Below are 15174 nucleotides of genomic sequence, written 5' to 3'. Positions count from 1 at the left end.
CGCAGTAGGATTTAACCACTTTATTTATTAAACTCTAATTTAGTATACTTTGCAATCTACAAAAGAATAAATACTCATAAATTACTATTTATTACAGATAAGATATTAATAGAGTGAGGGTAGATTTAATAAAAATACAAAAAGTGAAGAGGCAGAAATGTTGATTTAATAACATTTCTGCCTCTTCACTTTTCCGTCGTTTTACTTAAAAAGGTCGTATTGCATAACTATATTAGTCTCTTTTGACTTCGGTTGAACTAAGAAGCTCATTTACAGCTAACTCTCCATCCTCCAAAAACTTTACCTTATGAACACTATTAAAATTCTTATACTGTATTGAGCTATCGCTGCCTATTATTTTATACGCTGCATATGTCGCTACTTCATAAGTGGATTCATCTACCTTTGATATCTTTTCCACCTCAAGATTCATAAGTTCTTCTGTAATATTTTTTTTGTTTAAATGGGTTGTATACTCTTTTTGTTCTTTATATGTCTTTCCACTCGGATCAATGTACGGTTCTACAAGCGAAAAATCTTTCCGATTAATTGCCGTAACACTGGCCTCTATATATTTTTTAATAAAAGAGCCAACCTTACTTGCATTATCAGCTTCTGTACCTGAAGATGTTTCGTTATTCGATTCAGAATCAGCACTTGCAGGAGAAGAAAATACTTCTTCGTTAACAATTAATGCTAAGCTAGCTTTATCTGATCCTGTTAATACTGGAATAGAGTAACCACATGATCCGGAGTAATCCATTAAATCTGATGAAGAAAACTTATTTGGGTATTGAGTTACACAATTATTCCCTACTTCTATATTCCAATCTGTATGTAATTCACCAGCAAGCTCTTCAACTATGCTAACTACTTCTTTTGCCCATGTGTTTGTAGGATCTATGTCGCCATCATCATAAAGAGAAAAAATACTTTCCAAGTCTTCTGATGGGATATTTTTAGCTTCAAAGTATAATGTATTGTTATTATGATTAATATCCCAGTCACCGACCGTGATGTCCTGTCCTTCACTAACGATTCTTAGTCTTTCTAATTGCTTTGTATAACGTTCTAACATTACCTCTTCATCATTATTCGCTATTTTTTCTCCATTTTCCTCTTCATCGTCTAAATGGGGATTGGGACCTTCCTCATTAGACTTCTCACTTGAACTTTCAACAGCCATTTCCGGCTCCTTTAAAGCATTCACAACAAAATATGCAACAACGCAAAGCAATACCATACCGATAATAGAAAAAGTGATAACTTTTGTTTTCTTATCAAGTAGTATGTTGTTCTTCCATACTATTGACCTTTCTTCCTTTAGCTTTATTGAAGAATTAGGCATTGAATTTGCTTGATTTTCAGGCCTTTTTCCGCAATTTGTACAAAAAGCTTGACCAAATTCTAGTTTGTGACCGCATTGGGTACAATATTCCATTATAAGATTTCTTCCTTTCTCTTACCCCACTACCAATTATTTCATTAATATATACTATTTCATTTTTTTTGGGAAGGAAAATAGTAATATAATAATTTTCTATTTGGAAGAAACTTTATACAAAAGAAGCAGATTAATAAAACTAAATATTCATTATAAACAGTAGGTTAATATTCCTAAATAATTTAACTTTTAGTTCTTTTTACTCAGTTCCCTTAAGATAAATCTATTAATAATGGTGTTATACTACTATTATAAAATTTATAAATTTGGGGAGAAATAACAATGAAATCAATACTACAAAATATTTTTATAGCTCTATCCTTATTAATCTGTTTTTCTGTACCAAGCTTAACTTTTGCAGCCTCTGATACTGTTAAACCTACTATCTTGGGAGCTAGTAATAAAACGATTTATCTTGGGTCTTCTTTTAATGCAATAACCGGGGTTTCAGCTAAAGATAATGCTGATGGTATCCTTACTAAAAACATCAAAGTTTCTGGTATTGTGAATAACAAAAAGACCGGTACCTATAAGCTCACTTATTCCGTTACCGATAAAGCGAAAAATAAAGCGATAGTTACCCGTACAATTACGGTAAAAAAAGATACGACAAAACCTGTTATTTCCGGTGCGACTAATAAAACCATTTATCTTGGATTTTCTTTTAACACAATATCCGGGGTTTCGGCTAAAGATAATGTTGATGGTATCCTTACTAAAAACATCAAAGTTTCTGGTATTGTGAATACCAAAAAGGCTGGTACCTATAAGCTCACTTATTCCGTTACCGATAAAGCAAAGAATAAAGCAACAGTTACTCGTACAATTACCGTAAAGAAGGATTCGACAAAACCTGTTATTTCCGGTGCGACTAATAAAACCATTTATCTTGGATCTTCTTTTAACACAATATCCGGGGTTTCGGCTAAAGATAATGCTGATGGTACCCTTACTAAAAATATCAAAGTTTCTGGTATTGTGAATACCAAAAAGGCCGGTACCTATAAGCTCACTTATTCCGTTACCGATAAGGCAAAAAATAAAGCAACAGTTACTCGTACAATTACCGTAAAGAAGGATTCGACAAAACCTGTTATTTCCGGTGCGACTAATAAAACTATTAATATGGGTGATTCTTTTAACACAATAACCGGGGTTTCGGCTAAAGATAATGCTGATGGTATCCTTACTAAAAACATCAAAGTTTCTGGTATTGTGAATACCAAAAAGGCTGGTACCTATAAGCTCACTTATTCCGTTACCGATAAAGCAAAGAATAAAGTAACAGTTACTCGTACAATTACCGTTATTGATATAATCAAGCCTAATATCTCTGGTGTTCAGAACACACAAATCAATTTTGATGACGAATTTAATCCCTTAGCAGGTATTAGTGCTTCTGACAATAATGACGGTAACATAACTTCTTCTATTCAGGTTGATGGATCTGTGAATGTCAATAAAACAGGTACTTATTCATTAACTTATTCAGTCACTGATTCATCCGGAAATGTTACAAAAGTCAAACGTATGGTGACGGTGATTGATAACATCAATCCTGTAATTTCTGGCGTACAAGATTTTCAGATTAATTTTGGCGATAAATTTAATGCCTTAACAGGTATTACTGCTTCTGACAATAATGACGGTGACATAACTTCTTCTATCCAGGTTGATGGATCCGTTAATGTCAACAAAACAGGTGCTTATCCATTAACTTATTCAGTCACTGATTCATCCGGAAATATCGCAAAAGTCAAACGTACTGTTACAGTTATTGATAATGTCAATCCTGTAATTTCTGGCGCACAAGATATAACTATTGGATTATATACACAATTTGATTTGTTAAATGGAGTTATTGCTTCAGATAATAACGATGGTGACATTACTGAAACTATTAAAACAAGTGGTTCAGTAGATACAAACATTGAAGGAAAATACTTAGTAACATATAACGTAGTAGACGCAAGCGGAAACACAATAGAAGTACGACGAACAGTCACTGTAGAAAAAATTGCTGTCTCAAAAATTGAAATTATTGCCCCTGTTTCTATTAAAACCGCAAAGAATCAACAGCTAACAGCTAATATACATCCAGAGAACGCCACTAATCAAAACGTAGTCTGGAAGAGTTCTGATGAATCAGTCGCTACAATTGATAAAAATGGTGTATTAAATAGTTTATCAGAAGGTACAATTACAATAACAGCAACAATTGATGGAATTAGTGCCTCAAGAGAAGTAACAATATCGGATCGTCCAAATTTATATTTATATAAATCTAGCTCTTCTACTATTAATAATGTAATTAAGAGTTTATCAATAACCCTTCTTAATTTAGAAGCCAAGGAAAATGTGTCTATTGAGCAAGTTCAAATATATGAAAAAGAATCTCTATACAAAACTTTTTCTAAAGAAGATCTCGAAAACTTAGGTAACACTACAGTTAAACCGTCATCAAACTGGGGACTAAATATGAGTTTCAAGTTAGGCATTTGGTCAAATCAAAGTAAAGTTGTAGTTACTATCAGAACTGAAAATAATAAATCTTATCAATACTCTATTGATATCTAAAACTGAAGTTCCATATTTTCTTTACATCCCTTTGGCTAATGAAACTAGTTTGCTTGCTATTCTAATTTAAAAGATTTAGATTAAACTCAAGGATGTAGACATATATCCTTGAGTTTTCCTATTTACAATACCCATGTTGTCCTAGGCAGTTCTTAAACCTCAAATACTTATGTAACTAACTTAAATGTGATTTTCTCTATTCATTATCCCCATATCGGTTTTGCTTGCCCATCCAATCGTTTGCTTCTCTCCACTTAAGCTTTTTTGCTGCAATCCAATTCACGCTATTATCCATTTCTTTTGCATGGTGAAAATCAGAGTCATCTGCCCAATAAAAATTACCGTTATTTTTTAAAATAATGGCATCTCTGATAATTGAATCATAATTTTCTGGCGTCGGGATAATATGAATACCCGTTACACCTTCAAAAAGCAATTCAATTGCAGATGGATTGCTGTATTGACGTTGAAATAACATCTTAACATTCGTATCCATTTCTCCCGTAACTGACATAGAAAGGTCCTCATCTACACAAGTTCCTGTCCACATATGCATTTCCCTCAAGCATCCATCATGAAAATAACCGAATCGCTCTAGTAAATCCTTGATATCCGATTCATCTTTCAATTCAAGCCAATTCATCTCTGTTATCCTCCGATACATTTTCTTTTCTTATTAATAACTCGTCGCTAATGATACCACTCCTTTTCAGACAATATTAAAAACCACCTGAAACACTTTATTTCAAATGTTTAAGGCGGTTCTTTTATACACTGGACTTACTGATAAAACCATTATAGAACTCTCGGATCCGACTAGTAAAAAAGCGACTGCTCTCGTTCAGCAATCGCTCCCTCATTGTTTACTTTTTTATGGTTTTATTTTGATTTCTTTCGGTAACTTAACTGGAGCCTTAGGAACTTCTTTTTGTTCGTTATTAATCACGTCAGAGGAGTAAAGTGTAACAATCATACTTCCTCCATATCGTTTAGCGCGAATTAAAACCGGTTGGTTATACTTGTTTTGAAAGCGAAAGTCAGGTCCATACCAGCTTACCGTAGCATCCCGACCGGAAGGAACATATGGTACATGCCTGCTATGGGAATACCGTTCGACAATTCGTAGCCCTGCACGGTCGACAGCATTATACAAGGTTGATGACACCTGACAAATCCCTCCACCAACCCCTTCAGACAATTCACCTCTAACGATAATGGGAGCACTCATGTACCCCTTGCCTTTAGACCTCTTCCCTACAACTTGGTTAAAGGAGAACGTCTCATTAGGAAAAACAACGTGATTGTCAATTGCTTTTGCGGCAAGTGAGATATTTTGCGAACGACTTTTATTGTTAGAATTAAAATAAGTCACGTACTGACCAATCTTTTGTATCCGTATGTTAGCAAGTAACTCACTATCCACTTTTGGATAAACATCCATTTTTGGTACCTCTATCTTGGAAGAACCTTTACCAAAGAAATAGGCATAAAACTGCTCCTTTAATGCCTGTCGATATAGTTTATACCCTACCTGTCCTGGGACGATTTTCCCTTGACTGTTGATTCTGGCATCTATAGGAGCCCTGTAGATTCGTTGATCAAGCTTATCGATGAATGCTCCAAATTTTTCATCATCAATCATTGGCGTACCAGGAAGGGGAAGTGTAAAATTTTCTCGGTTAACACTAGCTATGGGTTGCCCTTGTTGGGTCACCGTTAAGTTGTCAGAAAGCTCAACAGGTTGAGCAAATAATAAAAGACCAGTTATCCATATATGTATCATAAGTCGGTATACCTCCCAACATTAGTATGAACGGGAGATTGTCCTTTGATGTAATTCTTCCTTTTATATTATTGACGTATGTAAAAAGTTATACACAAAAAGGCTCGAGCATAAGGATTTCTCCTTACCACTCAAGCCTTCATCCACACGTTATGTACAAATTTTACACAATGGTCGGGTTTTCCTTATCTTAAAAAATGGATAATTTGGGGGATTACATAACAGAACCACCTGAAACGCTTTACTTTAACGTTCTAGGTGATTCTTTTCAGATACTGCACTTACTTATGATACGGTTCCCCTTATCAAATACCAAACCTCCATCACTCATACGACTCCGGTTCCTCAGCCACACTCTTCTTCCCTTCGAAAAACTCATTAGGTTGATACTGTACTTGGATTTCTCTAACCCGCTCTAGTAAATAGTTTTCCAAATCCTTATCTGTGCAGTAGACAAAGCATCCTTTTTGTCCTCTGGTTAAAAGCGTCCTATACGTATTCCGGATTATTTCATCAGCCAGCTGCATCGCTTTCTCCGGTTCTTCTTTCGATAGCTTTTTGATGCCTTTTAAAGAACTGTCGGTTTTGGCCCTTTTTGTAAAATCCGTTTGTATTTTATCTTCACTAAAGTACATGTCATCTCCAATGATCACGCCTACATAATCGAATTCCAGCCCTTGTGATGTATGGATACAGCCCACTTCTTGAACCGAGTTTTCATCAATTGCCCAGCTGTCTGAATTACCGAGATTCCAGCTCATACTGAATTGATCCGACAGTTCAATATCATGGATCTGTGAGTTGTTCTTGCCTTCCTTCTTCCAATCCCAGCAATAACCGGCTAACAATCGGGCTTTGTTATTCACCTTATTCAGCCTGAAAATTTCATCCCTCATCTCGACTGGATCACTATATACACGAAAATCATAGTTGCTGCCGATATAGCTTTCATTTGCTGTTTTCCGTATTTGAAGAACATCATCAATCCATGCAAGATATCCATCCGAGCCGTTGCACCGGAACTGTGAATCCAATAAGGCAGTCGATACACTGGCATTATATTGGTCTGCAAATTGTTGAATCGTCTCAATGCTCCCAGCATCCTTTAACGTCACACGCTGGCGCTCGTCAATGAAAAAGATGGAAAAATTAGAAGCAGCAATGATTTCCTTCATCTGGTTCTCACCAAGATGATTAAACATCCCGGACTTTTCATTTAAACGATGCGCCTCGTCCACAATCAAGACATCGAATGTGTTTTCCGGAACATCAATATAACTCCCAGACCCTTTAAAGAGGTTATCAATATGGCCCTTACGGAAATCCTTCTTTAGCTTTTTAGCATAGATGGCCCGTGGTGCGGCATTCTTGGTCACATACTGGCAAACCATGTTTTGAGCCGTCAACTCCACTAACAGGTTGATGGCCAACACGGATTTTCCGGTGCCCGGTCCGCCTTTGACAATCAACACTTGCTTTTTATTCGATCTCTGCGCTTCTTTGGCCAGCATCTTTGCTGCTTCGTACACAACCTTCTGGTCATCAATCATGACGAATTCTTGATTTCCCTTCAACATATTAAGGAGGGAATCCTGCAAAGATTTAGAGGGACGGATCCTGCCATTCTCGATTTTGTATAGGTTTTCCTTATTATCCCCGAATTTAATATGAGTCTTGATGAATTCTCGAAGCTTAGCCGCATCACCTTTTCGAAAAACGGGAGCCTTCTCCACATAATATTGATAGCCTTCATCAATAATAGGATCGTCATCCACTTTGATATAGTTATGCAAATAAGCACATGGATACAACTCCATCTGATTATCTTGGACATTTTCATTGTAGTCCTCAATTAGCGCCGCGTACGACCATGCCTGATAAGATGGGTGAGTGGTTTCCCTCACTCCACCACCAAGGAATGTCTTAACAATCGCTTCTTTTCCATCCACTTTCTCAATATCCTGCCATTGCTTAAGCTCAACGATTACAATAGATTGATTCGTATCATTACTGCCAGATATCAAGAAATCGACACGCTTTGATGTATAAGGAATCTTGAACTCTATAGCGACACCAGCGTCATCAGGTATTTCCTTATCTAACAGAACAAGATGCATATACTTCATCGAATTATCCCAAGATCTTAATTCACTTTTATTTATCCGGCCCACCTTATCCGCGTAATTATTTACGATATTATCTATTAATTTATCTTCAAAAACATCTTGAAGGAATTCACTTTTAATCGCCTCATATATAATCATCCCTGACACACCTTTTCCCTTGTAGTTCCACAATCTTTAATCTACTTTATATCATTGTACACTAAGGTTCCAATGCAGAACTTATATGGAAATAAAAAAAGGCAGAGCCCTTTATTTATCGGGCTGGCTACCTTCATTCCTTCATTATTCGTTTTAACATGGCTACATTATGCTGTCTGTGCAGAATAGTTTTTAATAAGATTCCCTACTCGCTTAAATTGATTCACAACATATACCCCATCAACTTCCAATCATTTAATTCAGTACTGTATGAATAATCTTCGTTCCAACATTCTATCTTTAAACCATGATATATCTTCAATGGCTTTATAACGAAATTTTGAGGAACCTTAAAAAATAATATAGAACAAAAATATACTATATCTCTAAGTAAGTTACCTTTATATTATTTCCACTTTAGTGAAGTTGCTGCAGGTTTTGATCTGAAGAAAAGATCGCTGCCATACTCAACACATTTCACTTTTTGGGTTTTTAAAATTTTAAAAGAATAGGATCTTGTAGTGGATTCTCCAGGATATAGCGTGTTAAAGAAACCGTATTGAGGAGTAGACCCACCATCCTCATAGTAAAGTTTAAAAGATCCCTCATCTATAGCATCTTCTGTATTGTTTGTAATTGTGTAGTTAATGGTGTATAAATAATAACCAACTTCATCTTTTTGATTAGTACTAGCCATATTTACTGTTAATTTATTATCAGGTGAGACATAGTCCTGGTTAGTACTAAAAAGAACTAGGGGAGCTTCATTTATCGTGATCTTTCTTATCTTTGTTGTAGTATTCCCGCTTTTGTCAGACACAATATATTTTATCGATTGAGTACCCTCTTTCAATGTATTTACTGATCCTTGAATCTGAACTATTGCTGTGACATCTCCTTCCACATTATCAGTAGCAAAAACACCATTCATTGGATCAAATATAGTACCATAGTCAATCGATACATCATCAACTCCGTTTAATATGGGAGCCGACTTGTCAATAACTGTTACAACCCTTTTCTTAATTGTAATATTACCTGCTTTATCAGCGATACGATACGTTAGAGTATACTTTCCAAGGTTATTAGTATTTACATCACCTATAACTTCGATATTATTCGTAATAATACCATCTAAATTGTCTGTAGCTATTACACCTGTATGTTTATCAAACGTTTTTCCTACTTCAATTTCTACATCGTTAATGCCATTTATGACTGGCTTTGTTGAGTCAACGACTGTAATTATTCTTTTTACATTTATACTATTTCCCGATGAGTCTTTAACAGAGTATGTTAGCGTATATTTTCCTGGAGATTTTGTATTTACTTTTCCTGATACTTTAATTGACTTTATTAAGTTCCCATCGATATTATCATTTGTTTTAATACCTTTAAGAGCATCAAATGATGTACCGACTTGAATAATTTTATTACTTACACCAGAAATAGTTGGTTTAATTTTGTCTTTTTTTACAGTTAGCACACGCTTCACAATTCGTATATTTTTCGCTTTATCACTAACAGTATACGTCAGTGTATATTTACCAGGTTTTCTTTTATTTTCTTTGTTATATTTCCATCTTTATTATCTTTAGCTTTTACATTTGATTTGGGATTGAAAATTTGACCAATATAAATTGTTGTGTTCTTCGCACCAGTAATAACAGGTTTTTGGTGATCAGTAGATTTAGCAAGTACTGGTTGAGATACAAGAGTAAAAGTCATTAAGCCAGCACTTAGATAGATTGTAAATTTTCTTAAATTCACAGTAATATCCCTCCGTTTTATAAAAATAAAATAGAATATTGAATTTTCCAACTCTATTTAAAGGACTTTTTGCACAGGACGAAGACAAAGTAAAACATGTGAAAGTTTACTATACTCCCCCCTATTTTTATAGGTGATGCTTCTTAAATACCAGTCAGGTTCTTAAGGTATCTTGCATACAATTGGTGGAAAGGTGGGTGGGTTCGTTCCTACTCTTGATTTAAAGACGTCAATTCTTCAATGAAAACTTTACAATTCCTTTAATATATTTTATAAATTATAACATAAAATACAAAATTTTACTTTTTTATTTTCCGTTTATGTGATTATAGTTGAGTGTTCTTCTTCTTTTTTATAATCTTTTTACTCGTTTAATTCCATCCTTAAATGACTTTATTAGTGTCACTAAAAATTTGTATTTCTAGCACAATAAAATAAGTTAGACTCAGTCAATGACTGAGTCTAACTGGGTTAATGCATAAACTTGTCGCCACTACTTGCACGTGTCCACCATAGTTATCCCCGGTATTTCAAAGTTAATCCTTTTAAGAAGTTACGAGCGTATCGGTCACCGCATTGTTTATAATTCCGGTGGCCTTCTTTTCGTAGAATGGCGCCTAGCTCCCCTTTGGTGATATTGACTCCTGCGTCTCCCAGGATTTCAATCATATCCTCGCTTGTTAGGGTGAGCGCGATTTTCAATTTCTTCAGCAGGACGTTGTTCACACTTTCCTTGCCAGTTGGTGCCGGGCTCTCTGGTTGTCCCGGTTTTGGCTCTTGTTTGCCTCTTTTGAAAATGATAAGGCCATTCAAGAATGACTCCATCATCTTGTTATTGCATTTGATTGTATCCTCTTCTTCTTCATATTCGTAAAAGTCGACATCATCATCGTCGTATTCGTCATAGTCGTCTTCTTTTGGCTTGGTCAGCATCTCCATCACTTCTTCTTGTGTCACGTTCACGCCGCCAAGTTTGAAAATCTCTACCATATCTTTATTTTTTATATCGAGAGCATATCGCACTCTGATTAAAATATCATGATTATGCATCCATAAACCTCCTATATTCGCACCCTTTTCAGTAGCTTCCTCTTTATCATTGCCCGAGTAAATTCTTCCAATACTAAAAACGAAGGCAACTGAAAATCCGAGAATCGTTTACAGATTCCCGGATGCTGTAAGTGTACTGTATGTTTTATTATACCTAAAAAAGATGGATCCGACATTAAGTTTGGGTGAATCGCCTCAAAGGCTTACGATTCCTCGCCGCCCTCTGCTTCCCATCTCGCAATTTCCTCCCGTACTATTGGGGCCACCTCTTTACCCAATAGTTCGATGGCTTTCATCACATCATCATGTGGCATCGATCCGACGGGAACATGCAGCATGAAGCGCGTGATTCCCACGGTTTTACGAAGGTGAATGATTTTTTTCGCCACGGTCTCCGCGTCACCTACATATAGGGCACCTTCTAAACTACGTGCCGAATCGAAGGTTTCACGGGTGTATTCTCCCCACCCACGCTCTCTTCCTAACACGTTCATCGCTTTCTGAGTGGAAGGGAAAAATTTCTCTGTTGCAAGATCGGTACTCTCGGCAATGAATCCATGTGAGTGGGAGGCAACTGGTAACTTGCTTGGGTCATGCCCTGCCTCTTTGACCGCCCTTTTATACAGTTGGACGAGCCCTGCAAACTGTCTCGGGCTTCCGCCGATAATCGCAAGAACAAGTGGTAGTCCAAGCATGCCTGCGCGAACAACAGATTGTGGAGTACCACCGCTCGCAATCCAAACAGGTAAAGGATCCTGAACAGGAATCGGGTAAATCCCACGGTTTTGAATGGCTGGACGATGCTTGCCACTCCAGGTCACCTTTTCGGAATGCTGGATTTTCAACAGCAGATCCAACTTCTCATCGAACAATTCATTGTAATCGTCCAAATCATACCCGAATAACGGAAAGGACTCGATAAAGGAACCCCGGCCCGCCATGATTTCCGCACGTCCATTCGAAATCGCGTCAAGTGTCGAAAATTGCTTAAACACTCGTACCGGGTCATCGGAAGACAACACCGTTACAGCACTGGTAAGCCGTATCCGTTTTGTCCGTGAAGCTGCCGCCGCCAATACGACGGCTGGTGAGGAAGCCGCATAATCCCTCCGATGATGCTCGCCCACTCCATAGACATCAAGCCCCACCTCATCCGCTAATACAATCTCCTCCACTACTTCACGTATACGTTCCGCATGGCTAAGTACCTTACCCGTTTCTACATCCGGTGTCGTTTCTACAAAAGTAGTCAATCCAATTTCCATGTACTTTCCCCCCTCTATGTATGGTTGATATACCATGTTCCGTTCTTATCATTAAAAAAGATCCTATCATTCATCATACAATATCATGTGAATACTTCTCAAATTTCCAATTCACTTATCCACAGTAAAAAGGCAGGGCCCCTATCAAGGGCTGACTGCCTGTTGGTAGAACTATTTTATAGATTGATGGCTTTTTTTCTCCTTAAATCAACTGATAAAACAAACCGTGCTGCGTGCAGTACCAAAGCAACATGCCGTGTTTACGCTTCGGAATGCGGGTTTGCAGCCCCCATTCCGGATATTGTTTGATAAGTTGGACCTGGTCTCCTGTAGCAAAGGCAATAAAAGAAATATAATGCTCTTTGGTCATAGGATGATCGCTTGAAATGAACCAATCCTCTTCAACCTGTGTAACTTCCAGCTTTTCCTCGTCCGTCGCTTTCTTCGGTACAAGTGCCTCCAACTTTCTTCCACAACAAGAAACAGCAGCGTTACCGGTGCTTAAGGTAATATTCCCACAAGATGGACACACAAAATAGTTTGACCTTTTCATATTTCCTCCTACAAAATCATTGGAAGCGAGTTCGCCCTCCAGAATATGTTCAATGTTCACACCTAGGAGGGAGGACAATTCCGGTAACAGGGAGATATCCGGACAGCCTTGGCCACGCTCCCATTTTGAAATGGTCCGGTCAGAAAGGTTCATCCTGTCGGCCAATTCCTTTTGCGTGAACCCTTTTTCCCTCCGCAATCGTAAAATCAAATGGCCCACTTTGCTACTATCCATTGATTCACCCCCTACTCATTACATCATAAGAGGTATGACCCGATCCGGCAACAAACGCTCCGTTGAGTTTTCCAGTTTGAGAGGTGAATGCCATATAAGTGAGCATACAAAAAGCCTGTTCCAATCGAAACAGGCTTTTTGCTGATCTATGATTATTTGGTATTAGTAAATCCACCATCAATGCGAATAACTTCTCCATTGATATATTCGGCTTTAGACGTTAATAGGAAGGTTACAAGTTCCGCAACCTCTTCAGGAGTTCCCAGTCTTTTTTGAGGAATGCCCTTCGTTGCGTTCTCTTTCATGGCCGGATTAGCTTCGTAGAAAGCCTTGACCATCGGTGTCTCAGTAGGTCCTGGTGCAATTGCATTCACGCGCAAACCTTCTTTTGCATATTCAGCCACCATGGACTTCGTTAACCCTGCAATAGCATGTTTCGTAGCGGAATAGGTCACTACTGAATCCTGTCCGATCACACCCGCGCTTGAAGCTGTATTAACAATCGATCCACTGCCATTTTTCAGCATGACCTCGGCTACATAACGAACGCCATATAAAGCACCCATTAAATTGATTTGAACGATCTTTTCAATTTCTTCCACGTCCGTATCCAAGAAATACTTACCGCTACCAGAGATCCCTGCATTGTTAAAGAAATAATCGATTTGGCCATATTTCTCTACTGTTTTATCCACATAGTTCTTCACTTCTTCTGCTTTGGAAACATCCGTTTTGATGAAAAAAGAATCCACTCCTAATTTTTTCACCATTTCAACTGTTTCGTTCCCACCCTTTTCATTAACGTCCACTACAACGATATTGACTCCTTCTTCAGCCATTCGAACCGCTGTAGCTTGTCCTAAACCGCTTCCTGCTCCTGTGATAATCGCTACTTTATTCTTAGTTGTCATGAAAAAACCTCCATGTAGTAAATGATTAATCGGTATTTTTCTAGTGTATTTCCATTTAGGATAAATTCCCTAACTCTCTTATACTTTACCCCATAGGTATGATTTAAAACTGTAAATTTCCCGGAGGTTGCAATGGCAAAATCTTGTTACAAAACACTTTTTCAGACTAGAAAAACCTAACAGAAATACCTGTCAGGTTTGATTGAAGGTCAATTTTTTTTAGATACATTGAGCGTCATAATGTAAGTGGACATTCAAATTCACATAAGTATTTTAGTCATAACAAGATCGGTCTGTTTTTCATCTCCCATGTGAAAGGAATGCGTTCCACTCTGAGTAAAGCCCATTTTTCCATAAAATTTGATGGCCCCCTCATTTTTTTCCCAAACGCCTAACCAGACTTTCTTCTTACTCTGGTCTTTCGCCAATTCTATTCCTTTATTTATAAGATGATGACCCAATCCCTGCCCTTGAAATTCCTTTCTTATATAAATTCTCTCAATTTCAAGTGACTCATCACCCTCCTTTTCTGTCTGGGCTTCATCGACATTCACCTTTAAATACCCGGCGACTTCTGTATGACAATAGATAAAAAAGAATTCCGAAGAGGGATTGGATAATTCCGTTCCTAATTGTGTTAAATTAAAGGCCCCTTCCAAATAAACTTTCATATTTTCGGGCGAATTCAGATCCTTGAATGTCTCATTAAATGTTTCGCAGCCAATCTCTTGGAGTAGTGGCAAATCTTCAAGGGTACACTTTCGTATATGTATCGACATTGTAATAGTCCGCTCCTCTACTTATCAATAATTTCTCTTGTTTCCCTTTTTCACATATTCCCAGTCTATTTCTATATTTTTTCTCACTTTTTGCAGAAGACGAAAAAGGGTTTCTCCTTCTTCTTCGGATAATCCAGCTAATGCGACTGCATTGGAATAATCATGTTCTCTTTTTATGAAAGGATAAACGCTTTCGCTTTTTACAGTTGGGAAAAGCTTTTTGATCTTTTGGTTATGTGTATCCTCTCTCTTTTCAATGAAACCTTGTATCTCCAATTTCTTTATTGCACGAGCTGCCGTGGTTCGGTCTACTTTTATCATTTCTGCTAACCGTTCTTGAATGATTCCTGGATTCTCGCATATGCGCACAAGGTACAAATACTGCCCTTTTGTAAGGTCATACTCTTTAAACTCTATATTGCTTATAGAATCCAAGGCCCTTGCTACCATTCCAATCTCACGAAGAACTTCCTTCATATGTTCAACACCCCAATAACTCGTAATTACTTATACAAATATTAATGGATTTTTGTTGCATTTGCAA

General features: G+C 37.3%; 13 protein-coding genes. 1 reads left to right on the top strand and 12 read right to left on the bottom strand.

All coding sequences use genetic code 11. From position 1 onward, the window contains the following. Window positions 1–232 precede the first annotated feature (232 nt). Window positions 233–1441: a TcaA NTF2-like domain-containing protein gene (locus tag ACIQXQ_RS16770; protein ID WP_402958990.1), complete on the bottom strand. Its 1209-nt coding sequence runs from the start codon at window positions 1439–1441 to the stop codon at window positions 233–235. 285 nt (window positions 1442–1726) lie between these two features. Between ACIQXQ_RS16770 and ACIQXQ_RS16765 the strand changes: the two genes are divergently transcribed. Continuing rightward, a complete protein-coding gene (locus tag ACIQXQ_RS16765; RefSeq protein ID WP_402958988.1) occupies window positions 1727–4021 on the top strand; it encodes an immunoglobulin-like domain-containing protein in 2295 nt (764 codons plus the stop codon). A 196-nt stretch (window positions 4022–4217) separates the two neighbouring features. Here ACIQXQ_RS16765 and ACIQXQ_RS16760 read toward each other — a convergent pair whose 3' ends face one another. The 11 genes from ACIQXQ_RS16760 to ACIQXQ_RS16710 form a co-directional block, all read right to left on the bottom strand. Then, window positions 4218–4664 carry a hypothetical protein gene (locus tag ACIQXQ_RS16760; protein WP_402958985.1) on the bottom strand — a complete coding sequence of 149 codons (447 nt, stop codon included), beginning with the start codon at window positions 4662–4664 and terminating at the stop codon, window positions 4218–4220. A 228-nt stretch (window positions 4665–4892) separates the two neighbouring features. Further along, a complete protein-coding gene (locus tag ACIQXQ_RS16755) occupies window positions 4893–5804 on the bottom strand; it encodes a VanW family protein (RefSeq protein WP_402958982.1) in 912 nt (303 codons plus the stop codon). A gap of 323 nt (window positions 5805–6127) precedes the next feature. After that, entirely contained in the window at window positions 6128–8068 is a 1941-nt protein-coding gene (locus ACIQXQ_RS16750) for a DNA/RNA helicase domain-containing protein (RefSeq protein ID WP_402958980.1), read from the bottom strand. A 406-nt stretch (window positions 8069–8474) separates the two neighbouring features. After that, window positions 8475–9563, bottom strand: a complete 1089-nt coding sequence (locus ACIQXQ_RS16745) for an immunoglobulin-like domain-containing protein (protein ID WP_402958978.1) — start codon at window positions 9561–9563, stop codon at window positions 8475–8477. A gap of 38 nt (window positions 9564–9601) precedes the next feature. Then, window positions 9602–9838, bottom strand: coding sequence for a hypothetical protein (locus ACIQXQ_RS16740; RefSeq protein ID WP_402958976.1), 237 nt, complete (start codon window positions 9836–9838; stop codon window positions 9602–9604). Between the two features lie 516 nt (window positions 9839–10354). Next, window positions 10355–10888 carry a YehS family protein gene (locus ACIQXQ_RS16735; RefSeq protein WP_402958974.1) on the bottom strand — a complete coding sequence of 178 codons (534 nt, stop codon included), beginning with the start codon at window positions 10886–10888 and terminating at the stop codon, window positions 10355–10357. 203 nt (window positions 10889–11091) lie between these two features. Continuing rightward, window positions 11092–12153 (bottom strand): LLM class flavin-dependent oxidoreductase, encoded by a 1062-nt coding sequence (locus tag ACIQXQ_RS16730; RefSeq protein ID WP_402958972.1) that lies wholly within the window; start codon window positions 12151–12153, stop codon window positions 11092–11094. A gap of 202 nt (window positions 12154–12355) precedes the next feature. Continuing rightward, a complete protein-coding gene (locus ACIQXQ_RS16725) occupies window positions 12356–12940 on the bottom strand; it encodes a helix-turn-helix domain-containing protein (protein ID WP_402958970.1) in 585 nt (194 codons plus the stop codon). 152 nt (window positions 12941–13092) lie between these two features. Then, window positions 13093–13851 (bottom strand): SDR family NAD(P)-dependent oxidoreductase, encoded by a 759-nt coding sequence (locus tag ACIQXQ_RS16720; protein WP_402958968.1) that lies wholly within the window; start codon window positions 13849–13851, stop codon window positions 13093–13095. A gap of 260 nt (window positions 13852–14111) precedes the next feature. Further along, entirely contained in the window at window positions 14112–14630 is a 519-nt protein-coding gene (gene paiA, locus ACIQXQ_RS16715; protein WP_402958966.1) for a spermidine/spermine N(1)-acetyltransferase, read from the bottom strand. A 24-nt stretch (window positions 14631–14654) separates the two neighbouring features. Next, window positions 14655–15107 carry a MarR family winged helix-turn-helix transcriptional regulator gene (locus tag ACIQXQ_RS16710; RefSeq protein WP_402958963.1) on the bottom strand — a complete coding sequence of 151 codons (453 nt, stop codon included), beginning with the start codon at window positions 15105–15107 and terminating at the stop codon, window positions 14655–14657. Between the last annotated feature and the right edge of the window lie 67 nt (window positions 15108–15174).

Source organism: Peribacillus sp. NPDC097198 (assembly GCF_044762055.1).
GTDB lineage: Bacteria > Bacillota > Bacilli > Bacillales > DSM-1321 > Peribacillus.
The sequence above is the reverse complement of the archived record's forward strand: the minus strand, read 5'-3'. Positions and strand labels throughout refer to the sequence as shown.

What these genes read in the sequence shown, in the direction of transcription:
- ACIQXQ_RS16725 (WP_402958970.1), bottom strand. Translation starts at nt 12,940, where the DNA reads ATGGATAGTAGCAAAGTGGGCCATTTGATTTTACGATTGCGGAGGGAA.
- ACIQXQ_RS16720 (WP_402958968.1), bottom strand. Translation starts at nt 13,851, where the DNA reads ATGACAACTAAGAATAAAGTAGCGATTATCACAGGAGCAGGAAGCGGT.
- ACIQXQ_RS16765 (WP_402958988.1), top strand. Translation starts at nt 1,727, where the DNA reads ATGAAATCAATACTACAAAATATTTTTATAGCTCTATCCTTATTAATC.
- ACIQXQ_RS16750 (WP_402958980.1), bottom strand. Translation starts at nt 8,068, where the DNA reads ATGATTATATATGAGGCGATTAAAAGTGAATTCCTTCAAGATGTTTTT.
- ACIQXQ_RS16735 (WP_402958974.1), bottom strand. Translation starts at nt 10,888, where the DNA reads ATGCATAATCATGATATTTTAATCAGAGTGCGATATGCTCTCGATATA.
- ACIQXQ_RS16755 (WP_402958982.1), bottom strand. Translation starts at nt 5,804, where the DNA reads ATGATACATATATGGATAACTGGTCTTTTATTATTTGCTCAACCTGTT.
- ACIQXQ_RS16760 (WP_402958985.1), bottom strand. Translation starts at nt 4,664, where the DNA reads ATGAATTGGCTTGAATTGAAAGATGAATCGGATATCAAGGATTTACTA.
- ACIQXQ_RS16730 (WP_402958972.1), bottom strand. Translation starts at nt 12,153, where the DNA reads ATGGAAATTGGATTGACTACTTTTGTAGAAACGACACCGGATGTAGAA.
- ACIQXQ_RS16770 (WP_402958990.1), bottom strand. Translation starts at nt 1,441, where the DNA reads ATGGAATATTGTACCCAATGCGGTCACAAACTAGAATTTGGTCAAGCT.
- ACIQXQ_RS16710 (WP_402958963.1), bottom strand. Translation starts at nt 15,107, where the DNA reads ATGAAGGAAGTTCTTCGTGAGATTGGAATGGTAGCAAGGGCCTTGGAT.
- paiA (WP_402958966.1), bottom strand. Translation starts at nt 14,630, where the DNA reads ATGTCGATACATATACGAAAGTGTACCCTTGAAGATTTGCCACTACTC.